The organism is Thiocapsa sp. UBA6158, assembly GCF_002423035.1.
Taxonomy (GTDB): Bacteria; Pseudomonadota; Gammaproteobacteria; order Chromatiales; family Chromatiaceae; genus Thiocapsa.
The window spans coordinates 117484-141837 of the sequence record NZ_DIUM01000135.1 but is presented as its reverse complement, the minus strand read 5'-3'; the positions used below and the strand labels follow the sequence as shown (position 1 = coordinate 141837).

The window sequence follows — 24354 nt, the reverse complement described above, 5'->3', positions numbered from 1 at the left end:
AGGGTTCCGGCATCCGAGACCTCCCGACCGTTGCATCATCGCCTTACACGCCTTCGAACCCGGCCTTGATCTCGAGCGCCATCAGGCGGCGGCGCCGCTCCAGCAAGTCCTCACAGGCCAGGATCTCGCCCTGCAGCAGGGTATCCGATACGCAACTCATGTGTAGGTTCGCCTGCATCTCCGTCAGGTCGTCGATCCCGCCGTACCGCTTCTTACCGCCGCTCGCCTGCTCTGCGAGTTCGCGAAAAGAGACTTCGGGCGGCTTGGCGGCGATGGCGATGTTGATCTCGCTTTGGGCGACCAAGACCCGGCGGCGCTGCGTCACGCCGCGGGCAGCATGGCTCAAGGCAGCGTGTTGCTGGCCTCGGCACCTTCTTTTGGAACCGGCAGGAGATCGGCGCGACTCACCCCGAGCATGATCACCGTGGCGGTGGCGATAAAGATGGTGGAGTAAGTCCCGACAAAGACCCCGATGAGCAGCGCAAGCGAGAAGCCACTCAGTGCCTCGCCGCCGAAGATGTACAGCGAGACGAGAACAAGCAGTGTCGTCCCGGAGGTGATGATGGTCCGCGACATGGTCTGGTTGATCGCCATATTGGTGATCTCGAGCACCGTTCCCTTACGAATCTTGCGGAAACTCTCACGGACGCGGTCGAAAATGACGATGGTGTCGTTCAGCGAATATCCGATCACCGCCAGAACCGCAGCCAGGACCGTCAGATCAAACGGGATCTGAAACAGTGAAAAGATCCCGACGACAAAGAGAGCATCGTGCATGGTGGCTGCGATGGCACCGACGGCGAAGCGCCACTCGAAGCGCAAGGCCACGTAGATCAAGATGCCAATGAGCGCGAAGAGCACCGCCAGACCACCTTGCTCGCGCAGCTCCTCGCCGACCTGGGGGCCGACGAACTCGACGCGACGAAGCTCGACCTGCCCGCCGACAGCATCGCTGAGCGCCTTGAAGACCTCCTCGCTCAGTTGAGCGCTGGCCTCTTCGCCCTCCTGCGGCGCGAGCCGGATCAGGACGTCGTTGAGCGCACCGAAATGCTGAATGGTCGCACCGGTAAAGCCTTTGACCTCGAGGGCTGCGCGCACGTCGCTCAGCTCGGCCGGGTTCTGATAGCCCACTTCGAGCACGGTACCGCCGGTGAAGTCCAGACCGAGGTTGAACCCGCGTATCAGCATCGACAGAAAAAAGATCACCATCAACGCACCGGACACGATGACCCACGCTCGGCGCATGCCCATGAAGTCGATATTCAGTTCGTTGATGACACCCAGGTCTCTCATCGGAATCGCCCTTGATTTAGGGCGCTCTTGGTCAAGAGCGCCCTTGGAGTAGTGGATCGTGACTCGGGAAACCGCATCCGGCGAGATCTGCATGCATTCGGATTCATCTCGGCTCGACGTGAATCCTTTCGCGCTGCAGCAGACGCGGTTTAAACGTTTGAGTGCTTTTCCTCACTTGAACCGCGTCGACGCCGAGGCCCATGGCATGCTCGACAGCGCAGCATACGCCACACTATCGAGACGCCTCGACGGACGCGGTTCAAATGGCCAACTTCTTCACACGCCGTCCGCCGTAGATCAGATTGATCATTGCACGCGAGCCGTAGATGGCGGTGAACATCGAGGTTAAGATACCGATGACCAATGTCACTGCAAACCCCTTGATCGGCCCCGTCCCGAAGCTGAACAAGACGATAGCTGCAATGAGGGTTGTCACGTTCGCGTCGACGATACTCGAGAGCGCCTTGTCAAACCCCGCATGGATACTGGCCTGAGGCGTGCTTCCGTTACGGATCTCCTCGCGTATTCGCTCGTAGATGAGCACATTCGCATCGACCGCCATACCCACGGTCAAGACGATCCCGGCGATTCCGGGCAAGGTCAAGGTCGCCTGCAACATGGACAGGATCGCGACGATCATGATCACGTTGGCGACCAGGACGACATTCGCCACCAAGCCGAAGACGCGGTAATAGAACGCCATGAAGAGCAGGACCAGGGCCAAACCCACCATGACGGACATGAAGCCCTGGTCGATATTGTCCTGACCGAGACTGGGTCCGATGGTGCGCTCCTCGACGATCTGGATCGGGGCCGCCAAGGCGCCGGAGCGCAGCAAAAGCGCGAGGTTGTGCGCCTCGTCGCTGCTGTCCAACCCGGTGGTCTGGAAACGACGCCCGAAGGGTTCGCGGATGGTCGCGACGCTGATCACCTCCTCGACCTTACGGGTACGCTTGACCGCCTCGCCGTCGACGACCTCGGTGGTGGTCACGTTCTCGATGAAGACCACGGCCATCGGCTTGCCGACGTTCTCGGTCGTCATGGTCCGCATCCGCCGCGCACCCTGACCGTCGAGGTTCACGAAGACCGCGGGACTGCCGCTCTGACTGTCGAATCCGGCGGAGGCATCGGTGATCTGATCGCCCGTGACGATCACGCGACGGTTCAACAGGATCGGCGTGCCGTCACGCTCGCGATAAAGCCGGCTGCCGACGGGGACGCGGCCATCGAGTGCATCGGCGACGCTGTGCTCGGTGTCGACCAAGCGATACTCGAGCGTCGCGGTCGCACCCAGCAGCTCCTTCAGGCGCCCGGGATCCTGCGCGCCGGGCAACTGCACCACGATGCGGCGATCCCCCTGACGGGCGATGCTGGGCTCGGCCACGCCGAGCGCATTCACGCGGTTGCGCAGGGTCGTGATGTTCTGCTGCAGCGCAAAGGAGCGGATCTGCTCCTGTTGGGACGGCGGCAGGCTCGCCGCAATCACGAAATTGCCTCCTTCGTCGAGGGGCTGGATATCGAGATCGCGGAACTCGCGGCCCAGGGTCCGTTGGGCCTCGTCGCGCATCGCTGCATCGTTGAACTTGATGAGGATGCGCGAGCCCTCGCGTGCAACGGTGAGATAGCGGATCTTGCTGTCGCGCAGCTCGGTGCGGATGTCACCGACGTAGCGCTCGAGCGCTTGGTCGAGCGCAGCCTCCATGTCCACGTCGATCACGACGTGGATGCCGCCGCGCAGGTCGAGCCCCATCGACATGGGGTTGAGGCCGAGGAACCGTACCCAACCGGGCAGGTCCGCCGAGAGGGTCAGCGCGGTGCGGTACCGCTCCGAGAGGGTCCGCTCGATTGCGTCCTGCCCCGCTAACTGATCAGCCGAGGAGGCGAACCGCACCAACAGCTTACCGCCTTCGCGCTGCTCGACATCCTTGACGGGAACGCCGGCGGTCTCGAGTGCCGCTCGTACCTCGGCAAGACTGGCCTCGGTCACCTCGGAGCCGCGCGCAGCGGTGATCTCGATCGACGGATCCTGAGAGAACAGATTCGGAACGGCAAAGAGCAAGGCGCCGAGGATGACGCCCAGGATCAGGAGATTCTTCCACAAGGGGTATTGATTCATTGCAATTCCAGTCGCAACAGCGGGCGCGAGCGGGGATGGGCCGGACACCGGACGGCGCCAAAGAGGGCGCCCGCGCCCTGATCCGGAGGAGTCCGGTCAAGACGCCGCGGCGCACGAGGCACCGCGACCGAGGTGCGGGCGAGGGGCTTACAGGTCTTTCAGCGTTCCTTTCGGCATCACGGACTCGACCGAGCTGCGCCGGATCTTCACCGCGACACCCTCGGCGATGTCGAGCAACGCAAAGTTGTCCCCGATGTCGGCGATGCGCCCGGCGATGCCGCCGATCGTCACGACCTCGTCACCCTTCGCCAAGGACTCCACCATCTTGCGGTGCTCCTTCTGGCGCTTGGACTGCGGGCGGATCAGGAGAAAATAAAAGACGACCGCAAAGAGTACCAGCGGGAGCATTGCCAAAAAGGGGTCACCCGCACCGGCAGCGGCCTCGCCTTGAGCGACGGCATCGGAGATCAGGAAGCTCATCATTCAGCGCCTATGGTCTGAGGATCGCACGGTCGCGACCCGACGGTTAGTAACGAGGATGCGGCCCGCAAAGGCCGCTCAACCTCCGGAAAACTCGGCGCCGAATTATGGCATAGCGCGGAGCAAGTTGCAGCGTCGGGCAAGACGCATCCGTCGCGACGGGCATGTTTTCGAGGTCGGTCCGACGTCGCCACGAAACTCACTTAAACCGCCTCCTCGGTAAGGGCCGCGGATGCGCCAAACCTCGAACGCACTCGAAAGTTGGCGTCTCGCTCCGGACGCGGTCTAGGAGGACGCGTCTTGGATCAGACTGGATCGGGCGTTGCGCGCAGCGCTTCGAACTCGCCGACGAAGGCAGCGTAGCGGCCTGCGGCGATGGCCTCGCGCAGTCCGCGCATCAGGGTTTGGTAGTAGTGCAGATTATGGATCGTCTGCAGGCGCGCCCCGAGGATCTCCTTGCACTTGTCCAGGTGGTGCAGGTAGGCGCGGCTGTAATGGCGGCAGCAGTAGCAGTCGCAGAGCGGATCCAACGGCCCCTCGTCGGTGCGATTTGCGGCGTTGCGGATCCGGACCTTACCTTGGTGCGTGAAGAGGTCGCCGTTGCGCGCGTTGCGGGTCGGCATGACGCAGTCGAACATATCGATGCCGCGGCCGACCGCCGCGACGATGTCCTCGGGCGTGCCCACACCCATCAGGTAGCGCGGGCGATCCCTCGGCAGCTTCTCGGCGAGAAAATCGAGTATGCGCAGGCGCTCGGCCTCCGTTTCGCCGACCGACAAGCCGCCGACGGCATAGCCGTCGAAACCGATACTCATGAGCCCGTCCAAGGATTCGGCCCGCGGTCCCTCATGCATGCCGCCTTGGACGATGCCGAAGAGGGCCGATGGATTGTCGCCGTGCGCCTCGCGCGAGCGCCCCGCCCAGCGCAGCGAGAGCGCCATCGAGGCCCGCGCCTGCGCCTCGTCGGCGGGATAGGGCGTGCACTCGTCGAAGATCATCACGATGTCGGAGCCAAGCGCGCGCTGGACCTGCACGGAGATCTCGGGGCTCAGAAAGACCGGACTGCCGTCGACCGGCGAGCGGAAGTGCACGCCCTCCTCCGTGATCTTGCGCAGCTCGCCCAGGCTGAAGACCTGAAAGCCGCCCGAATCGGTCAGGATCGGGCGATCCCAGTGCATGAAGCCGTGCAGGTCGCCGCAGCGGCGGATGATCTCGGTGCCGGGACGCAGCATCAGATGGAAAGTGTTGCCCAGGACGATCTCGGCGCCGAGATCGGTCAACTCCTCCGGGGTCATCGCCTTGACGGTCCCGTAGGTCCCGACCGGCATGAAGGCGGGGGTCTCGACCGTCCCGCGCGCGAAGCTCAAACGACCGCGCCGGGCCAATCCATCGACGGCCAGGAGATCAAAGTCCATGCGTACTTACCTCGGGTCGCGCTGCGGTTCGGCGTCGAGCCAATCCAGGAGTTGATGAAGGGTGGTCACGGTCAGCGTCGGCGGCGTCAGATCGTCCGGCCAGGTCCGCCCGTAGCGATTGACCCAGACCGCGGTCACCCCGACCGCGCGCGCCCCCTCGACATCCATCCAGGGGTCGTCGCCGAGGTGCAGACACTGGCTCGGCGCACAACCGGCGTGCTCGAGCGCACGCATGAAGAGCGCCGGATGGGGCTTGGCGGCGCCCGCATCCGCGGCCGTGATGCTGCGCTCGAACAACCCGCGCAGGGGCGTCGCCTCCGGGTTGGCGGTGCCGTTGGTGAGCGACACCAAGCGATAACGCGCGGAGAGCCTCCGCAGCACCGGGGCCACGTCCTCGAACGGATCGACACGATTGCGGTGCTCCTCGAAGAGCGCCAGTGCCTCCTCGGCCAGCCCAACCGCATAGCCGAACGACTCCAGCAGCATGGCCAAGGAGCGACGACGGATCTGACCCAAGTCGTGCGCGATCTCGGGCATGGCGTCCATCAGCTCGCGACGGTGCCGGCGCATGCTGGTCAAATCGTGGGCCTCGGCCAGGCGCGGCGCATGCCGGTGCAGCCAGTCGTGGAAAACCTCCTCGGCCGCTTGGATCACGGGCACGCAGGGCCAGACGGTGTCGTCCAGGTCCAGGGTGATGAGACGAAAGGATGCGTCGGGCATGGCGTTATCCTGCACCGCTCGCGCCGATTCGTCGACTGCGATCACTTGGCCAAGAGCGAGGCATGGCGCGCCCGGAGCTTGGCCAGCTTGGGCGAGATGACGATCTGACAGTAGCCTTGCCCCGGATTGCGGCGGTAATAATCTTGATGATACGCCTCGGCTGGATAAAAGGCCGGGGCGGGCTGGACCTGCGTGACGATGGGGTCCGACCAGACGCCTTCGGCGTTCAGACGCGCGATCACCCGCTCGGCGATCTCGCGTTGCACATCCGAATGATAAAAGATCACCGAGCGGTACTGGCTGCCGATATCCGCACCCTGGCGGTTCAGGGTCGTCGGGTCATGAATCGTAAAGAAGACCTCGAGGAGTCTTTCGAAGTCGATCCGGGTGTCGTCGAAGCCGATCTCGACCACCTCGGCATGGCCGGTCGTACCCGTGCAGACTTGATGGTAGGTCGGCTGCGCGCCGGGGCCTCCGGCATATCCGGAGACCACGGACTGCACACCCTCCACGCCCTGAAAGGCCGCCTCCAGGCACCAAAAGCACCCGCCGCCGAGTGTCGCTGTTTCAATCGCCATCGCTCTTCGCTCCCGTTGTGCTTCGCAACCGCGCCGTGGCGCACCGAGACCACTTGCAACGGTCACCCGTTTTGACCGCGTCTCGATCGCACAGGTGGGGGCGAGGCCGATCCCGCAACAGCGTTGTCAATGAATCGGTGTTTCGGATCGGGTTCGAGACCGCCGAGCAAGGCATTCACGAAGGGGGTTGACAAGAGAAACAGTAAATAAGAAACTGTTGATGTACTGAAGCTTCCTGCTTCGGTGCACTCCTCCATCCTCCTTTGGTGGTAACTTCCGAGCGCGACGCCCGTCGCGCTTTTTTTTGCCTATCGATCAGCAACCTGCTCTACCCCCTAATCGGTTTCCCGGGCCGACGCAGCAGGGCCGTGAGGGCCTTCATGACGATCGAGGCCGGCAGCATTCAGCCCCCGGCGCGCCGGACCGCCTGATCGAGGAGGCGGTGACGCTCGACCTCGGCGGCGTGACCCTGGAGATGCTCCCGGTCGGCACCGCCCACACCGAGGGCAGCCTGATCGTGCACGTCCCTCGGGACAGCCTGGTCTTCGCCGGGGATGTACTCTACGGCGCCGCCTGTCGGCAGTGCTGCCGGCGAGTCACACCGGGGCTGGATCGACGCCTTCGAGCGCCTGCGCGACTTCGACAGAACACGATTCGCGCCTGGCCACAGGGAGGTCGGCCCCCTCTCGGATTTCGAGCAACCGACCCTCGACTACCTCAAGGCGCTCAAAACCCACATGGATGCGGAGACGGAGGAAGGCACGCGGCTCCAGGATGCCATCGAGGGCCTGGACCAGTCCCCCCTCGGCAAGGCCCGGCGGACTTCGAGGCCCTATCCGGGCGCAACGCGCACCAGACTGATCGCGATCGGGAAGCGGCGGCGTTCGAGTAAGCGACCGCAAACCGGGCAGACCATCACGGCCGGCGACGCTCAGACGGGTTGCGAGACGAAGCCTAGCGCCACTGCGGCGAGTAGCGTGACCACGACCGCCAGCCAGGGCGGCGCCTTCCAGGCCGTGAGCAGGACGAAGGCGGTCAAGGCGACGGCAACATCCGAGGACGAAGCCACCGCGCTGGTGCAGACCGGGTGATAAAGGGCCGAGCCCAGGATACCCACCACCGCGGCATTGGTGCCGGCCATGGCGGCGCGGGCACCGTCATAGTGACGCAGCCCGTCCCAAAACGGCAGTACGCCCATCAACAACAGCATGCCCGGCAGAAAGATGCCGAGCAGCGCGATGCTTGCTCCGAGGATCCCGTTCGGTCCCGGCTCGACGAGTGCACCGAGGTAGGCGGCAAAGGTAAACAGCGGACCGGGCACGGCCTGCGCTGCGCCGTAGCCGGCGAGGAAGGCGTCGGCGCTCAACCAGCCAGGCTCGACCAGCCGCGTCTCGAGCAGCGGCAGGACCACGTGCCCGCCGCCGAAGACCAGGGCGCCGGCCCGGTAGAAGACCTCGAACAGCGCGAGACCCGGCAGGGACCACAAGGCGGCGAGCGCGGGCAGTCCGAGCAACAACAACAAAAACAGCATGAGGAGGAGCATTCCGGCGCGCCGGGAGATCGCAACGGGCAGGTGCCCGGCGGAAAGCCGATCGACCCGGCGACACCAGAGAGTCCCGCCGACAACCCCGGCGACGATCGCGGCGATCTGTCCGAACGCGGTCGGAACGAATACGACGATCAGCACGGCGCCGAGCGCGATCGTCGCCCGCTCACGGTCGGGCGCGAGCGTGCGCGCCATCCCCCAGACCGCTTGGGCGACGATCGCGACCGCCACCAGCTTGAGACCATGGATCACGTCCTGCCCGATCGGGCCGCCGAAGGCATGGGCACCGAACGCGAACGCCAGCAGCAACGCCGCCGACGGCAGCGTGAACGCCGCCCAAGCCAGCAAGGCGCCCGCCGGTCCGGCGCGCAAGTAACCCAGCGCGAACCCGACCTGGCTGCTCGCCGGTCCCGGCAGGAACTGGCACAGTGCGACCAGATCGGCATAGGCCGCCTCGCTCAGCCAGCGCCGGCGCAGCACCAGCTCGTCGCGAAAGTAACCGAGGTGAGCGATGGGACCACCGAAGGAGGTCAGCCCGAGCTTGAGAAAGGCGCGGAAGACCTCGCCCGGGCCACCGCTCCCTGGTTCTTGTTGCTGATCGATCTGCTCTGACGCCATTGGCTGCGCCCTGAACCGGTAGTGTTTGGCGATGACCGGACACACTAGCACACGGTCGCGGCGCCGTGGTGAATGGCTGATGGTGCTGCGTCCCGTCGACATCACTGGACGATCCGGCTCATGCCAGGTTCACGAGTGCTCGGAGCGCGACGAAGGTCCAGCCGGCAATCCGCCGCCGAGCTTGAGCGCGTTGCGGATCCCCTCGGTCACGTCTGCGCGATGCGCCGAGTCGCGACCGAGCCCGTGGGCGAGTCCGTCCGCGATCATGGCGTCGATCGTCTGTTCGGCACGAAGCCAGTCGGCATCCGCCTCGCCCGGGGCGAAACCGCGATGCTCGGCGAGAAAATAGGCCGCGATCTCGACCATCTTGCGGCGCTCGTCCATGGTCGGCGCGCCGGGCGCCGGTAAGTTCGTCGGTTGCATCGACCGAGCCCCCTGATGTCGCCCGATCCGGGCTGTTGGTGAGGCCCCGATTATGCCATCGAGACAGGTGCGTTTAGATCAGCCGATTTGCGTGAAATCCACGGTCGAGCGACGGCGAGCGGCGCGGTACCATGCGCACCTCGGGACGGCGTGCGATCGCCCGCCGTCCGATCTGATTACACCGGCCGTCACGAGGATGCTTCCATGGGCTCAGCAACGCCTTCCTTCTTCCGGAGGGCCCTCATCGCCTTCAGCAGCTTCAAACGTATCCTGAAGGATCCGGGCTTTGCCCGCGCCGTCGGGGCGCTCGCCAAGGGCGAGGCCGGGCACGCCTTGGCGCGGCCCGCCGCACCGGCCGCGGTGCCCTTGGCGAGCGCTGCGCCGGATTCGGCCTTGCTCTTGCTTGGTTTGCTGCAGAAAGAGGGGCGCTTGGTGGACTTTCTGCAAGAGGATCTCAAAGGCGCCTCCGATCAAGAGATCGGCGCTGCCGCACGCATCGTCCATCAGGGCTGTCGGGGTGTCCTGAACACACACCTGAAGATCGCACCGGTGCGCGAGGAGCCCGAGGGCAGTCGCGTCACGCTGGCGCCCGGTTTCGACGCCTCCGCGAATCGACCGACCGGCAATGTCGTCGGAGATCCGCCGTTCCACGGGACGCTCGTGCATCGCGGCTGGCGCGTCACGGAGATGGATCTCCCCAAGACCACCGGCGGACATGACCTGCGCATCCTCGCCGCAGCGGAGGTGGAACTGTGAGTCACTATCGCTACGCCGTCGGCATCGATCTGGGAACCACCCATTGCGCCCTGTCGTTCGTGGAGTCGGACAAGAGCGAGGGCGAGAACATCGTCCAGGGGCTCGTCTCCATCCCGCAGCTGATCGGGCCGGGCTCCGTCGAGGCCCGCCCCCTGCTGCCGTCCTCTCTCTATCTGCCGCATCCCGACGAACTCAAGGCCGCTGACCTTGGCCTGCCCTGGCAGACCGACCCGACCCGCATCTGCGGCGAGATGGCTCGCAACCAGGGCACCACGACGCCGATCCGTCTGGTCTCGAGTGCGAAGAGCTGGCTCTGTCATCCGGACGTCGACCGCAAGTCCGCGATCCTGCCGGCAGGTGCGCCGGACGAGATCCCGCGGATCTCGCCCTTCGATGCGACCGTGCACTACCTCGCCCATCTGCGCGACGCCTGGAACGGGCAGTTTCCGTACGACCAGCTGAGCCGTCAGGAGGTCACGGTCACGGTGCCGGCCTCCTTCGACCCGGCCGCGCGCGAGCTGACCGCCGAGGCGGCCCGTGCGATCGGCATCGAGCACCTGGTCCTGCTTGAAGAGCCGCAGGCGGCACTCTACTCCTGGGTCAACGACACCAAGGGCGCTTGGCGGCATGAGGTGCAGGTCGGCGACATCATCCTGGTGGTGGACGTCGGCGGCGGGACCACGGATCTGTCGCTGATCGCGGTCACCGAGCAGGACGGGGCGCTCGAGCTGACGCGCGTGGCCGTGGGCGAGCACATCCTGCTCGGCGGCGACAACATGGACCTGACCCTCGCACATCTGTTGAAGCAGAAGCTGGCGAAGAGCGGCGTGGAGCTGGATCGCTGGCAATTGCAGGCACTGACGCACGGCTGCCGCATCGCCAAGGAGTCACTGCTGGCCGATCCCGATCTGGAAAGCATGCCGGTCGTGGTCCCGAGTCGCGGCTCGCGTCTGATCGGCGGCAGCATCCGCACCGAGCTCACCCGCGAGGAGGTCCGCTCGACCCTGATCGAGGGCTTCTTCCCGGCGGTCGCCGCGGACAGTCGCCCGGCCGTTCGCGCGCGCGGCGCGATCACCAAGGTCGGCCTGCCCTACGCGCAGGATCCGGCCGTAACCCGTCATTTGGCCGCCTTCCTCGGCCGCCAAACCGGGGCGACCGAGGACCTGCAGGGCTTCGTGGCCCAGACACCGGGCGCGAGCTTCCTGCATCCGACCGCCGTGCTCTTTAACGGCGGCGTCTTCAAGGCACCGGTTCTCCAAGAGCGCGTGCTCGAGGTGCTCAACCAGTGGCTGGTCGCGGAGGATGCGCCCGTGGCCCGCCTACTGGATGCACGCGATCTGGACCTGGCCGTCGCCCGCGGGGCCGCCTTCTATGCCCATGTCCGGCGTCACGGCGGGGTTCGGATCCGCGGCGGCACGAGCCACTCCTACTACGTCGGGGTGGAGAGCGCCATGCCGGCCATTCCCGGCATGGAACCCGAGATTCAGGCGCTCTGCCTGGTGCCTTTCGGGCTCGAGGAAGGCTCGGATCCGGTCGCACCGCCGCAGGAATTCGGTCTCGTGGTGGGCGAGCAGGTGCGCTTCCGTTTCTTCGGCTCGAGCGTCCGGCGCGAGGACGAGGTCGGCGAGCTGCTGGAAGAGTGGCGCGAAGATGAGCTCGAGGAGCTCGCCGAGATCCAGACCGTGCTGCCCGCAAAAGATCACAAAAAGGGCGAGGTGGTCGCGGTCCGGCTTCAGGCCACGGTGACCGAGGTCGGCACGCTGGAGCTGACGGCGATCCCGGTGGACACACCGGACGAGCACTGGAACGTCGCGTTCAACACGCGCGGTGGCGGCTGACCCGGAGCCTCGGTGCTGCGGAAAAGCATCGCGCGCCGCGCGGGCGATGGTACGTCTCGAGCGTCGCATGCGAACCCGAAGCGACTGCTGGCCGGCGGGTGAAGGTGATGAATAAAAGGCCGTTGACGTCCTTGACAGGATGCCATACGGTGACCACAATCAAGTATCCTTACTATATTGGTGACTACTAAAGTGTCCGTGTCGGTCCGAGAGCTCAAATCCAGGCTTGCGCATTACCTTGCCGAGGCTCGCACAGGCCAACCCATCGAAATCACGTCGCACCGCCGGGTGATTGCGCGGCTCACTGCCGTTCCGAACGGCGACGAGCAAGGCATCGGCCGACTACTAGTCTCCGGGGCGGCGCAGTGGAGCGGCGGAAAACCCGCAGGCGCCGATATTCGTCTCTCGCCTGATGGCCCCTTGCTCTCGGAGCTAGTCCAAGAAGACCGGGGATGATTTTGTTTTGCGACACATCCGCCGTGGTCAAGCTCTATGTTGCCGAGCCGGATAGCTCTCGAGCGAAGGGCCTCGTCGCAGAGGCAGACGCAGTCGTGGTGTGCCGGATCGCCTGGGCCGAATTTCATGCAGCAGTGGCACGGCGCGCCCGAGCAACCCCGGCTGATCAGGCTGCGTTGGAGTTCGCCAAAGCGGACCTAGCCAGGGACTGGCCCCATTATGTCGTGATGGAGGTCACGCAAAACCTTGTGGAGCGTGCTGGCGAGTTTGCCGATGCCTTCGCCTTGCGTGGCTACGATGCAGTGCAATTGGCGGCAGCCCACATCGCCATGGCGCAGTCGGATTTGCCGCTCTGTTTTTCCTGCTTCGACCGGCGCTTGAATCAGGCCGCAAAACTCCTCGGCCTGACCTTGCCCTGAGTCTCGACAGACGCACCGCTCGCCCTCGCGCCGACTCCGTCAGCTCGGCTGCGGGGATGGCCCCTGCGCGGCGACCGGACCCGCCGGCGCCGACCACAGCAGCAGATGCAGCTCCTCGAGCCCGTCGCGATGCGAGAGGAGCACCCGCTTTTCAGCCGCGCTCAGGCTGTTCGGCCCCTCGTCCTGGAGTTGGAAGATCAGACCCTCGAGATAATGCCTGCGCCGCCGGTTGGGGATTTCTTCAGGCAAGAGCGAGGCGTGCAGCGCATAGGCGCAGGGATCGATGACGGCGCGATACCAGAGATCCCCGACGATCTCCTCCGAGCCCGCCTCGCCCGAATCGGCATCCGCCGAGCACAGGGCGCTTCCGGTGTGCTTCATCTGATCCTCGAGCAGCTCGAGCACGCGCGGCGGCTTGTGCTCTTCGGGTGTCAGGAAGAGTCCGAGTGCCCTTGCCCGCTTGCCGGGCCAAACACGGCTGGTCGCCATCGAGACCGGGATCGCGAGCAGGAGCCCGGCCAATACAGGCGTGAACCACCAGAAGAAGGCCGGGACGTAATAATAGGTCAGCAGTCCTGCACCGACCGCCAACAGGGTCTGGCCGCCATGGGCGCCGAGCGCCTCCGTTAGCCCGGTCCCGTGATCGCCCCGCTGCTGCGGCGGCCAACCGACGACCTTGCGCAGCAGGATCGAGGCGACGAACTTGCTCTGAAAGAGCATGAGCACGGGGGCATAGAGGACCGACAGCAGACTTTCCAGCAGGACGCTCAGCGTGGCGCGCGGCAATCCGCCGTAGGCTGCGCCCAAGCGCGGGCGCACGGCGAGCAGCACCAGGGCGAACAGCTTCGGCAGAAAGAGCATGGCCAGCGTCACCCAGAGGACCGTGGCCATCTCGACCACATAGGACACGGGCCAGATCGGCAGCAGATAGTCGCCGAAGAAATACACCGGCACATCCAGGCTGTTCAGGTACGCCTGAAGGCCCGTGAGGAGCAGAAACAGGAGCCACAGCGGCGAGGCCATGTACGACATGACGCCCATCGCGAGATGGACCCGATTCAAGGGCCTGAAGCCGCCCGCGAAGACGAGCCGGGCATGCTGGAGGTTACCTTGGCACCAGCGCCGGTCGCGCTTGGCATAATCGATCAGTGTCGGGGGTATCTCTTCGTAGCTACCGCCCAAGTCGTCGGCGAGCCAGACCTTCCAGCCGGCGCGCCGCAAGAGCGCAGCCTCCACGAAGTCGTGACTTAGGATCTCGCCGCCGAACGGCTCATGCCCGGGAAGCTCGGGCAGACCGCAATGGGCCGCGAATGCCTCGACCCGGATGATGGCGTTGTGCCCCCAATAATTGCCGGTATCGCCTTGCCAGCAGCTCAATCCGGCAACGAAGATGCGCCCGTAGAGGCTACTGGCGAACTGCAGGACACGCGCAAACAGCGAGACCCGGTTGACCGGGACCGGGGGAACCTGGATCAGTGCCACGTCCGGATTGCGCTCCATGCGCGCGACCATCTCCACGAGTGTCTCGCCGGACATGAGACTGTCGGCGTCGAGCACGATCATGTAGCGATAGCGCCCGCCCCACTGCCGACAAAAATCGGCCAGGTTGCCGCTCTTGCGGCTCGTGTTCTCGACCCGATTGCGATAGAAGATGCGCTCGGGCAACCCTGCCTCGACGGCCCACTTGCGCCATTGCAGCTCTTCTTCGACCCAAATGTCCGGGTCGCGCGTATCGCTGAGCACGAAGATCTCGAAACCCTCGGCCTGTCCGGTCTCCTGCAGCGACCGGTCGATCGCACGCAAACCGGCGAAGACCCGCTCGGGATCCTCGTTGTAGATCGGCATGACCAGGGCCGTTTTGAAACCCATCCCGGACTCCGATCCGGCGGCGCGTGCGCTCGGAGGTGGCTCATCCTGCCGCACCAACAGGCGGATGAAACCGATGGCGGCGGTCCAGAAGGAGGCGCTGATCCAGAGGATCAAGATCGCGTAGAGCAGCAGGAGCGCGAACTCGAGCGGGGTTATGCCGCCCTCTTGAAAGACGCCGCTGAGCAGGCTCATGGCGCCGAAGGTGGTCAACAACACCAGGGAAAAGAAAATGACCCGACGATAAACGGGGTCGGAGCGCACGCCCGAGGAGACGCCCTTCATATGGATTGTCCGAGATTCACACGCCGCCGATGAAGAGATCCGGGGAGCATACGGTGCAGCCGTCGCGCGAGCCTTCGAAAGAGACGATAACAACAGGGATCGATGCGTTGCGTCACCATCGCCAGAGGCGCCGGATCCGGGACAGCGGCAAGACTGCTGGCTCGGATACGCTCGCTGATCGGTCGATCCCTGAGCCGATCGCCGCTCCGATCACCGAGGTGGGGCGTGCGTCCCGACCAAACCCCGACCCAACCGGGCACCGCGCCGCCCAGGACAACCGCGCGGGCCACTCCCCGCATGGGTCCGGGGACGTCCGGACCAAGCTCGGCCGCCAGCCACTCGTCAAGCAGCTTGGACGCTTCCTCGATGCCGGTCTCGACCGCGTCGGCCACCAGGTTTGTCTCCACCTGATGCTCGAAGCGCACGCGGATCGCCGTCAACAGGCGTTCGAGATCGCGCGGGTCACGAACCCCGAGCGCGCGCAGATAACGGGCGACACGCGGCGCCGCGTGCTCCCAGTCGGCCGGCGATACGGCCACCGGCTCGCCGGTGTCGAGCGACGCGTGCAATGTGTCGCCGACCTGCGCGCTCACTGCGGAATCCATTCGAAGCTCCAGGTCTCCGACAGCACGTCGCTCCCGTCATAAAGGAAGCCGCGCAGCTCCGCGGTTCGACCGCGCTCGGGTGTCAGCTCGAAGAACAGACGCCAACCGCCGGTCTCCGGATTGCGCTGCGCAATCGGGGGAGACAGCTCGCCCGAGGTCGTGGTGACGGTCGCCATGACCGGGGTCTCGGCCGGCAGCTTCGAGAGGTTCTCGCCGACGAAATCCACGACGAATTTCCGCCGATCGGAATCCAGCTCGTCGGTTCCCGCAGCGCCGATGCGGGTCGCCAGGGTCCGTCCGCCGGTCAAACGCTCCTCCGGATCAGCCGAATATCTCAGGCGATAGGCAAACTCCATCTCGTCGCCCGCCTCGACGCGGCGCTCCGGTGTCCAGAAGGCGACGATATTGTCGTAGCGCTCCGAGTTGCTCGGGATTTCGACCACCTCCACCACGCCCTTGCCCCAGTCGCCGATGGGCTCGACCTGCGCGCTCGGGCGATTGTGGTAGTGGGCCTCGAGGTCCTGATAGTGAGCGAAGTCGCGGTCGCGCTGCAGCAGGCCGAACATCCGCGGGTTCTCGACCTGGAAGGTACTGATGCGCAGACCGAGCGGATTGATCAAGGGGCGCCAGATGCGCTCGCCGGTCCCGGTCTCGATGATGAGTCCGTCCGAGTCATGCACCTCGGGGCGGAAATCATCCATGAACCGCTCGGTAAGCTCGCCGTGCATGAACATGCTGGTCAAGGGCGCAATGCCGACCTTCTCGACCGAGTCCCGGAAATAGAGGTGATTCTTGACCTCCATGGTCGTCTCGAGGCCTGGCTTGATCACGAACCGATAGGCCCCGGAAACACGCGGGCTGTCCATGAGGGCATAGACCCTGATCTCGACCGCGTCCTCGGCGGGTTTTTCGATCCAGAACTCGCGAAACAGCGGAAACTCCTCGCGGGTCGACAGACCGGTATCGATGGCCAGACCGCGCGTGGTGATCCCGTAATTCAGATTCTGGGCCACCGCACGGAAATAGCTGGCCCCGAGGAACACCGCGACCTCGTCGAAGAGATCGTCGCGATTGATGGGGTAGAGCAGACGCAGACCCGCAAATCCCAAGTCATGCGGGATCTGCTCGGGGACCAGGTTCTTGCCGTAATCGAACAGCTCGGTGGAGAACTCGACCGGCGTGACCTGCTCCCCCTCGATCAGATTGATGGTCACACGGTCCTGGAACATGAATCCGCGATGAAAGAACTGGACCTGAAACGGCAGACCGTCGCCGCGCCACAGTGAGTGATCCGGTCGAAAACGGATATCGCGGAACCCGTCGTAATCGAGCGATGCGAAGGCTTCGGGAAGCTCGGGCGCATCGCGTTGGTAAGGCGCCTGTGCCAGATCCGCGGCACGGCGCACGACGTTCGCAAAGGTGAAGGCACCGGGCACGCCGGCATCCTCCGGCGCTGCAGCGGGCTGGGATACGGCCTCTCCCGCCAGCGTCATCGCCAAGACGACGAGCAGGCCGACGGAGATTCGTTTGAGGTCGCGAGATGGATTCATAGTCTGAAGCGCCAGGTTGTCCAGTGAGAGATGCCGGTCGAAGATCGTTAAAAGGGTTGCTCGCGGCGGAATCGCCGATGCCGAGTGCCGCGTCCGTGCGGTCCGGACAACCGACATCACGCGGCACGGCTCCCGGCCGCGACACTGCGTCGTGGCCATCGAGGATGGATTCGGATCACTCGCCGCGGGCTCGCCGTCGACGCACGGACGTCGCGGAGACGACCGCTCGGCCGACCCGCGGTGAGCACCGCGAAGATGAGGATGACCCTGGCGTGCGACGCGGTGTCGATCCGAAGCGCGAAGCTCCGAACCCTTCTCAACCGCCATCGATCAGGTCACTTATACACGCACATCTTAAGCGAGCGTCAGGTCCGCGTGAAGCCCCCCGCAAGAGGTCGCGACGCGGGTTATACGCGCTCGGGTCAGGCGCCGACATCGCCGCCGTCGGCGGCTCCTCACCCCATCTCGATTTCGATGGAATAGAAGCCTGAGGAGGTCGGCAGAAGGATCCGCGCGGTCCCCGCCGAGAGCGCCGCAGCCTGCCCGTCCAGACGAGCCGCGACGACCTCGACACCTCCGTGCGGATTCGCCACCCGAATATCGCAACGGGTCGTCCCGTCGGGGAGGCGGTAGAGGATCCGAAACCCGGGCCAATCGTTCGGGATACAGGGCCGAATGAGCAGCGTGCGCCCCGCCTCGACACGCAGCCCGAGCACCGACTCGAGGGCCGCACGGTAAAGCCAGCCGGCGGAGCCTGTGTACCAGCTCCAGCCCCCGCGCCCGACATGCGGCGCCGCGCCGTAGATGTCGGCCGCCACCACATAGGGCTCGAGGCCGTAGGCGGCCAAGTGCTCGGGTGTGCCGGTGTGCCAGACCGGAGTGAGGCGTTCGAGCAGCGCGGCCGCACGCGCGTTGTGACCGAGCTCGGCAAAGGCCATCACGGCCCAACAGGCCGCGTGGGTATACTGGCCCCCGTTCTCGCGCACGCCCGCCACATAGCCCTTGATGTAGCCCGGATCCTGCGGCGTGTCGACGAAGGGCGGCGCGAGCAGGCGGATCAGGCCGCGTTCCTCGTCGACCAGCTCCGAGTGCATTGCAGCCATTGCCTGTTCGGCCCGGGTGCGATCGACCGCGCCCGAGAGCACCGACCAGGCTTGCGCAAGCGCATCGATGCGACATTCACTGTTGGTGTGCGAGCCGAGCGGAATGCCGTCGTCGTCGTAGGCGCGGCGATACCAGGCCCCGTCCCAGCCGGCGTCTTCGAGTGCAGGGACCAGAGCGTCGCGATAGGCCAAGTAGGCGGCGACGCGGGCGACGTCTCCCCGTCGTTCGCAGATGGGCAGGACATCCGCGAGGATGCGATACAGGAAGAAGCCCAACCAGACGCTCTCCCCGCGCCCGAGACGCCCGACACGATTCATTCCGTCGTTCCAATCACCCGTACCCATCAGCGGCAGGCCGTGTGCGCCGCGCGTGAGCGAGCGGTCGATGGCCCGACAGCAATGCTCGTAGAGATCGGCCGACTCGCCGCTGTCTTCGGGCCGCAGATAGACCTCGTCCTCGCCGGGCGCGAGCAGCGGTGCCGTCAGAAAGGGGACCGACTCGTCCAGGATCGCGATGTCGCCCGTCGCGCGGATGTAGTCGGCGGTCACGAAGGGCAGCCAGAGCAGATCGTCCGCAAAACGGGTGCGCAGACCGCGCTCCAGCGGGGCTGGATGCCACCAGTGCAGCACGTCGCCCTCGCAGAACTGATGGGCGGCGTGCAACAGGATCTGGGCGCGGGTCAGATCCGGGCGCAGGCCGACCAAGGCGGAGGCATCCTGCAACTGGTCGCGGTAGCCGAAGGCACCGCCGGACTGATAGAGCGCCGAGCGCGCCCATTGGCGGCAGGCTAGGTTCTGATAGGTCAGCCAGCCGTTGAGCATGAGATCGATCGCCGGGCTCGGGGTCTCGACCCGGAGCGCGTCGGTCAGATCAGTCCAGAATCCCGTCGCCTCGGCCAGTGCCTCGGCGACCGCATTCGCACGGCGATAGCGCGCGAGCAGGGCGTCCAGCTCCGCCTCGTCGAGACACTCCCCGAGCAGGAAGACGCATTCAGCCGTCTCGCCGGGGGCCAGATGGATCCTCGACTGCTGCGCGAAACAGGCGTCCAGGCCGGGGCCCGCGGCCATGCAAAGGTCGGCGCCGGAGAGGACGGCGGCCGGCGAGACGAGATCGCGATGACGGCCGATGAAGGCGGCGCGATCGCAGCTGAACCCAACCGGCTCGACCCGACCTTTCGTGACCAGGGTCGCGGCGAAGACGATCGCACCGGCAAAGTCGCCCGCGGCCGGGTTGACGGCGCGCAGAATGCCCCGCTTGGGATCCAACGCGGTCTCGATCGCCGCCGGCGCGCTCGGCTGACTGCCCAGCACCAGTTGCTGATACGAGAAGGTCGAGAGTGCGCGCGGGCGCGTCCCGCGATGGGTCAGGCGCAGACGTAGGATGCGAACCGGGTCGCGACGCGGCACGAAGAGCGTGACCTCTTGCACCAGATCCTTGTAATCGGAACGAAATGCGGAATAGCCGAAGCCGTGACGGACCTCGTAGGCCACCGGCGCCGGGCGCGGACCCGGCAGGGGTGACCAGACCTCGCCGACCCGCGGAACCTCCGCCGAATCGCCCTCGGTCTCGTCGCGCAGATAGAGTGCCTCGCCGTGCGGATCGCCGACCGGATCGTTGAACCAAGGGGTCAGCCGATTGGCCTGGCTGTTGCGGCACCAGGTATAGCCCGCGCCCGTCTCGCTGACCAGGAACCCGGCGCGCTCGTTCGCGACCACGTTGATCCAGGGCTGAGGCGGGCGGTGCAGCGCGGTTCCGTTCCAAGGCAGGCGGATCACGTACACCCGACCATCGGGCGAGAATCCACCGTGACCGTTGAAGCATCGCAGGGCCTCGCCGTCCCGGTCGATCCCGTCCCTCTCGGTACACGGAGGCACCGTCGTCGTCGCCGACTCCGGAGGCTGCGGCGACCGCCGCGCGGGCGAACGGGTGTCGCGTCCCTCTCGAAAGGGCCGGATCAGATCCAGGGCCGCCTCGCGCCCTTCCGCCGCCCCGGTCAGGAGGAGGATCTCCTCTTCCCCCTCGGGTGCGAGCTCGACGACGACGCGCAAGGCGAGGATCGGATCCAGGACACTGCCGAGCGCACCGGACAAGGGCTCCGTGCCGAGCAATGCCGCCGGGGTGTGCAGACTGCCGCCGCGTCCGAGGAAGTGCCGACGGTCGGTCTCCCATTCGATCGGCTGCGCGCCCGCAACGGCATGGACCAGCCAGGGCCAACGCTCCTCGGCGGCACGCGGCCGGCGCCGGGCCAAGAGTGCGCCGGATGCGGTGTCGCGATCGGTTTGGACGAACAGCTTGCTGAAGGCCGGGTGGGCGGCGTCCGCGTTCGGGTCGTTCAGGACGACCTCGAGATAGCTGGTCACCTCGATGCGCCGCGCACGCGCAGAGCGATTCTGCAGGCTCAGACGACGACACTCCAGGTCGGAGTCGGGCTCGACGCCGAGTGTGAGACGGGTGAGCAGCCCCTCGGTCTCGCGTTCAAGCTCGACGCGTGTCTCGGAACCCTCGTCGACCGCACGACAGCGGTAGAGCGACGCCGGGACCCGGGTCGGCTGATAGCCCGCAGACCAAAAACGCCCGGTCTCGAGGTCGCGCAGATACAGGACCGAGCCCAGGTCGTCGATCACGGGATCCACCGATCCGCGGGTCAGGGCGATCCACTCCCATGATGAGAGACCGCTGCCGACCTCCGAGAACGACACCGCATAGCGCCCGTTCGAGAGCCGGTACTCGACGGGAGGCGCGACCTGCGGTCGGTTATAGCGATCAGTGTCCATCGTTGAGGTTCCTGACAGGCGTCATCTAACCCGCGCCCGGCGCGACATGCAATGTTTTCGGATGGGACCGGCCCCGGCCGACTTGACGACCGTTGGAGCCGGAGCGGTTTAACATACTAAAAAATATTAAATTTTAAACCGCGCCTCACCGAGGTCGTGGACATCTCCAAAGCCAAACCCAAAACGAAAATATCGCATGTCGCTCCGGACGCGGTTTAAAGACAAATTCGGTCGGCACAGCCGCGGCTCAGGTCACGACGACGCGCGCCGGCAAGGCCCGGATCACTAGCTCCGTCGCCGTGTCCTCGTCCGCCGGCTCGCCGTTCACGCGGACCGAGCGCGACGCGAGATCGAGCGGCGGGGCGAAGCGGATCCCGCCCGACGGGATCCGGTCGAGTCCGGAGAGACTCAGCTCGAAGGCATCCCCTGCCCCGCGCCCGAGATGCAGGTCCAGCCGGCCATACCAGGTCGGCAGCCCGGTCACGCTCACCGGGCCCTCATCCAACCAGTCGAGCGGAATCCCGGAACAGACCACGAGCGACCCGTCCGCCTCGCGCTCGTAGGCGAAGAGATCGCGGAAGACCAGGACATACTCGGCACTGATCCAGGCATGCGGCAGGTCGCCCTGATGGCCGGGCGCGCGCGGATCGCGCCAGATGATCTCGGGCCACTGATGCCAGGCCGACGGGCGCAGATCGGCAAGGAGGACGCGCAGAACCTCGTGGGCCTCGCGGCGGCGCCCGAGTCGGACGAGGGCTCCGACCACGCGGACCTCGTAGGGACTGTAGTTGGTCCAGTCCACGCCTTGCTCATGCATGGCGCGAAAGCGATTCAGAAGCTCCTCGAAGGTGCGCTGCAAGGCAGCTGCGGGCAGATGATAGCCCTCGTCGATCAGGGTCAGGGCCACCGCGATGGCGGTCGGGTCGGGGTCGGCCCATTCCACCGAGCCCGGGATGAAGTCGATCCCGCGCTCGGACATGGTCAGCGCGATCGAGGCGTAGAGCGTGCGGCGAAAATCCTCGCAGAGCGTGGTCAGACGCACATGCTCGGCATCCTCGCCGAGGATCTCGGCGAGCCAGGCGGCATCCTTGAGCCCGCGCACCGCCCAGAGATCGTCCCAGTAGGCGTGCACCGGCTGGGCGAGATACCCCTCGTGACTCACCGACTCGGGCAGAAGACCGAAACAGGCCCGACGCTCGGGCGTGCGCTCCGCATCGGTCAACCGACCGGCGCGCAGCTGCTCCAGATAGGCCACCGCGCGACACACGGCGGGCCAGAGATCCGCCGCGAGCTGCCGATCGCCGGTGAAGCGCACCGGCTCGGCGACGGCGAAGATGAATTCGCCGAGACTGTCGTGCTCGGGCAGCCAATCCGGGCCTTTGTGATCGACGCAGCAGGGCACCTCGCCGGCCTCGGTCTGAAACCCTGCATACCAGCGAATAAAGTCCGCCGATTCGCTCCGGCAGCCCATCCGCAGCAGCGCGGCGGACATGACCGCGCCGTCGCGGATCCAGGAGCGGGTGTAGCGACGCGGGCCGGGTTGAAAGGCGGGTCCGTCGCGGTTGATCAGGATGTGGGCCAGCGCCGTCTTGGCGGTCTCCGCGAGGAGGCGGGCCGAGGGTGGAAGAGCAAAGGCAACGGCGCCGAGCCGCTGGGACCAGTCGCGCACCGCCTCGGCGAATCCGGCGTTTGCATCGAGCCCGTGCCCGAGGCGCAATGCATCCGAGACCGGCCCCACGCCATCGCGGGCGAAGGGGATCGCAATCACGACCTCCTCGACCCCGCCGGGCGGGAGCACCCGATCGAAGCGCAGCGCACCCGAGGCGAAGCCGAGCGGGTCCTCCACCGCTTGGTCCGGCGGGAGCCGGCCGAGTGCGAGCCGATCGAGGATCGCACCCTGATCGAAGGTCGCCGCGCCGAATCCGCTCGACTCACTCAGCGGGATCACAACCTCCTCGTCGTTCACTCGAACCCGGCCGTCGCGATAGGCCAGCCGATGGATCGGACTCACGCCGCCGATGTCGGCATAGCCCTGCCAAGGCGGCGAGACCTGAAAGGGGCGCACCGCGACGAAGAGTGTGGACGCCACCGGGGTGTCGCGCCGATTCTCCAGACGATACCGCGCATAGAGCACCCGGCGCCCGAGAGCGCGGGCCGCGAAGGCGGTGGTCGCAAGGACCAGACCGGCCCGGGTTCCGGTGACGGACGGGATCGGCAGCTCACCCTGCTCCAGACACGGGGCCGGCGCCAGCTCGGCCCAGCCGAGCAGACCATCGTCGACGAACAAGAAAGGCTCGAGCGTCCAGCCGGCGCCTTTGCCCGTAGCGGGTCCGACCTCGATCAAGCCATCCTCGTTGAGCAGGGCCGGAATCCCCCCGTCGGGGACATCCACCGCCGTCCAGTAGGTCTGCTCGCGATAGAGCCAACGCGGATAGCGCCCGCGCGGCGCGCGCTCGGCCACATGATGGAAGAGCTCGTCGGCAGAGCGCGAAAAGGCATCGGGCTGAAGCTCGATCGATCCGAGTGCCGGATAGACGCCGTCGGGCCCCGGATCGAGCGCAAGCCGCAGAAAGCGCGAGGATGCGTTCGGTAGACCGACAAAGCTGCAGGCACTGCCGGCACGGGAAGCCGAGTAGAGCAGGCGCCAATCCTCCCCGTCGTTCGATGCCTGCACGCGGAAGGCGCGCTCGCAGGCCGGAGCGGACGCGGGGTCGCTCCAGTGCAGGATCAATCCGCCGTACTCGCATTCGCGACCGAAATCCAAGGTAAGCCATGCCTCCCCGCAACCGGAGCCGGCACGCCAGTCGGTCGCGGTTCCCGGGTCGAGGACAGCCACAGGCGGGTGTCCGGGCAGGGCGGACGATGCCGTAAGCTCGGGCGGCCAGGGCGGCGTGCGGTCCTCCATGCGAAGGTCGGCGATGCACAGATGGCCCTGCCCTCCCGAGCCGGCGACGATCGCAATCTCGATGGCACCGATCGCGCGCGCCACACCGCCGCCGGCCGGTCCCCAGGCGAAGTCGATCAGGCGGCTCGGGATTTCGAGAACGTGCCAGGCGCCGTCGGGTTCGAGCATCTCCTGCCGGTAGCGCCAGACGTTGGTCCCGCCCGGATCGACCAGCTTCAGCTCGAATCCATTGGGTGGCATCGCACCGCACAGGGCGAGCCGGATACAGTAGGCCGGCGGCAGCACGAGCGCTGCCGTTCGGCGGACGACGACGAAGCCGCCGCCACCGTGGAAATCGAAGTCGAGCCGCAGCGCCGATCCCTCGAGACCGCTATCGGATTGCAGCCGAAGCTGTGCCCGTCCCGACGCGTAGGCCTGCCAACGCGAAGGGTCGACGAAGTCATCCAATAGCTCGCTCGTCATGGGCTGCGGATCCCGCGTGTGGGGTTGAAAGAGGTCGTTTCGGGGACGACGCAGGATCGCGTCGATGATCCCGCGCAACCGGTCAGGGCGTAAGGCTATACTCGCGCCCGGCCAGCGTCATCCGCGACGTTGGACCAGGGTAGCC

Annotated in this window: 18 protein-coding genes; 4 read left to right on the top strand and 14 right to left on the bottom strand. The window is 66.1% G+C overall.

Going from position 1 to position 24354, the window contains the following annotated elements:
• Window positions 1-43: 43 nt before the first annotated feature.
• From B4N44_RS18540 to B4N44_RS18500, 9 genes are all read right to left on the bottom strand, one after another.
• Window positions 44-304 (bottom strand): hypothetical protein, encoded by a 261-nt coding sequence (locus B4N44_RS18540; RefSeq protein ID WP_296704135.1) that lies wholly within the window; start codon window positions 302-304, stop codon window positions 44-46.
• 38 nt (window positions 305-342) lie between these two features.
• Entirely contained in the window at window positions 343-1293 is a 951-nt protein-coding gene (secF, locus tag B4N44_RS18535) for a protein translocase subunit SecF (RefSeq protein ID WP_296704133.1), read from the bottom strand.
• Window positions 1294-1552: 259 nt separating this feature from the next.
• Window positions 1553-3409, bottom strand: a complete 1857-nt coding sequence (gene secD, locus B4N44_RS18530; RefSeq protein ID WP_296704130.1) for a protein translocase subunit SecD — start codon at window positions 3407-3409, stop codon at window positions 1553-1555.
• Window positions 3410-3556: 147 nt separating this feature from the next.
• Window positions 3557-3889, bottom strand: coding sequence for a preprotein translocase subunit YajC (yajC, locus tag B4N44_RS18525; protein WP_296704127.1), 333 nt, complete (start codon window positions 3887-3889; stop codon window positions 3557-3559).
• A 305-nt stretch (window positions 3890-4194) separates the two neighbouring features.
• Window positions 4195-5304, bottom strand: coding sequence for a tRNA guanosine(34) transglycosylase Tgt (tgt, locus tag B4N44_RS18520; protein ID WP_296704125.1), 1110 nt, complete (start codon window positions 5302-5304; stop codon window positions 4195-4197).
• Between the two features lie 6 nt (window positions 5305-5310).
• Window positions 5311-6024, bottom strand: a complete 714-nt coding sequence (locus B4N44_RS18515) for an HAD family hydrolase (protein WP_296704122.1) — start codon at window positions 6022-6024, stop codon at window positions 5311-5313.
• Window positions 6025-6065: 41 nt separating this feature from the next.
• Window positions 6066-6602 (bottom strand): peptide-methionine (S)-S-oxide reductase MsrA, encoded by a 537-nt coding sequence (msrA, locus tag B4N44_RS18510; RefSeq protein WP_296704120.1) that lies wholly within the window; start codon window positions 6600-6602, stop codon window positions 6066-6068.
• 931 nt (window positions 6603-7533) lie between these two features.
• Window positions 7534-8766, bottom strand: coding sequence for a chromate efflux transporter (gene chrA, locus B4N44_RS18505; RefSeq protein ID WP_296704118.1), 1233 nt, complete (start codon window positions 8764-8766; stop codon window positions 7534-7536).
• Between the two features lie 129 nt (window positions 8767-8895).
• Window positions 8896-9189 (bottom strand): DUF2934 domain-containing protein, encoded by a 294-nt coding sequence (locus B4N44_RS18500; RefSeq protein ID WP_296704116.1) that lies wholly within the window; start codon window positions 9187-9189, stop codon window positions 8896-8898.
• 204 nt (window positions 9190-9393) lie between these two features.
• Between B4N44_RS18500 and B4N44_RS18495 the strand changes: the two genes are divergently transcribed.
• The 4 genes from B4N44_RS18495 (at window position 9394) to B4N44_RS18485 (ending at window position 12658) form a co-directional block, all read left to right on the top strand.
• Window positions 9394-9945 carry a DUF2760 domain-containing protein gene (locus B4N44_RS18495; RefSeq protein WP_296704115.1) on the top strand — a complete coding sequence of 184 codons (552 nt, stop codon included), beginning with the start codon at window positions 9394-9396 and terminating at the stop codon, window positions 9943-9945.
• Window positions 9942-11783 (top strand): Hsp70 family protein, encoded by a 1842-nt coding sequence (locus B4N44_RS18490; RefSeq protein ID WP_296704112.1) that lies wholly within the window; start codon window positions 9942-9944, stop codon window positions 11781-11783. Before B4N44_RS18495 ends, B4N44_RS18490 begins: the two co-directional genes overlap by 4 nt.
• A 180-nt stretch (window positions 11784-11963) precedes the next feature.
• On the top strand, window positions 11964-12239 hold the full coding sequence (locus tag B4N44_RS20010) for a type II toxin-antitoxin system Phd/YefM family antitoxin (protein WP_414718171.1): 276 nt from the start codon (window positions 11964-11966) through the stop codon (window positions 12237-12239).
• Window positions 12236-12658 carry a type II toxin-antitoxin system VapC family toxin gene (locus B4N44_RS18485; RefSeq protein WP_296704110.1) on the top strand — a complete coding sequence of 141 codons (423 nt, stop codon included), beginning with the start codon at window positions 12236-12238 and terminating at the stop codon, window positions 12656-12658. The genes B4N44_RS20010 and B4N44_RS18485 overlap by 4 nt, the downstream gene beginning before the upstream one ends.
• Before the next feature lie 39 nt (window positions 12659-12697).
• Here the strand turns inward: B4N44_RS18485 and mdoH are convergent, their stop codons facing one another.
• From mdoH to B4N44_RS18460, 5 genes are all read right to left on the bottom strand, one after another.
• Window positions 12698-14809, bottom strand: coding sequence for a glucans biosynthesis glucosyltransferase MdoH (mdoH, locus tag B4N44_RS18480; RefSeq protein ID WP_296704107.1), 2112 nt, complete (start codon window positions 14807-14809; stop codon window positions 12698-12700).
• Window positions 14806-15414: a hypothetical protein gene (locus B4N44_RS18475; RefSeq protein WP_296704105.1), complete on the bottom strand. Its 609-nt coding sequence runs from the start codon at window positions 15412-15414 to the stop codon at window positions 14806-14808. The genes mdoH and B4N44_RS18475 overlap by 4 nt, the downstream gene beginning before the upstream one ends.
• Complete coding sequence (locus tag B4N44_RS18470) at window positions 15399-16964, bottom strand: glucan biosynthesis protein (RefSeq protein WP_296704101.1); 1566 nt, start codon at window positions 16962-16964, stop codon at window positions 15399-15401. The genes B4N44_RS18475 and B4N44_RS18470 overlap by 16 nt, the downstream gene beginning before the upstream one ends.
• A 455-nt stretch (window positions 16965-17419) precedes the next feature.
• Complete coding sequence (locus tag B4N44_RS18465) at window positions 17420-20842, bottom strand: GH36-type glycosyl hydrolase domain-containing protein (RefSeq protein WP_296704097.1); 3423 nt, start codon at window positions 20840-20842, stop codon at window positions 17420-17422.
• 247 nt (window positions 20843-21089) lie between these two features.
• The gene (locus B4N44_RS18460) at window positions 21090-24209 is read right to left on the bottom strand and encodes a discoidin domain-containing protein (RefSeq protein WP_296704095.1); all 3120 of its coding nucleotides are present in this window, start codon (window positions 24207-24209) and stop codon (window positions 21090-21092) included.
• Between the last annotated feature and the right edge of the window lie 145 nt (window positions 24210-24354).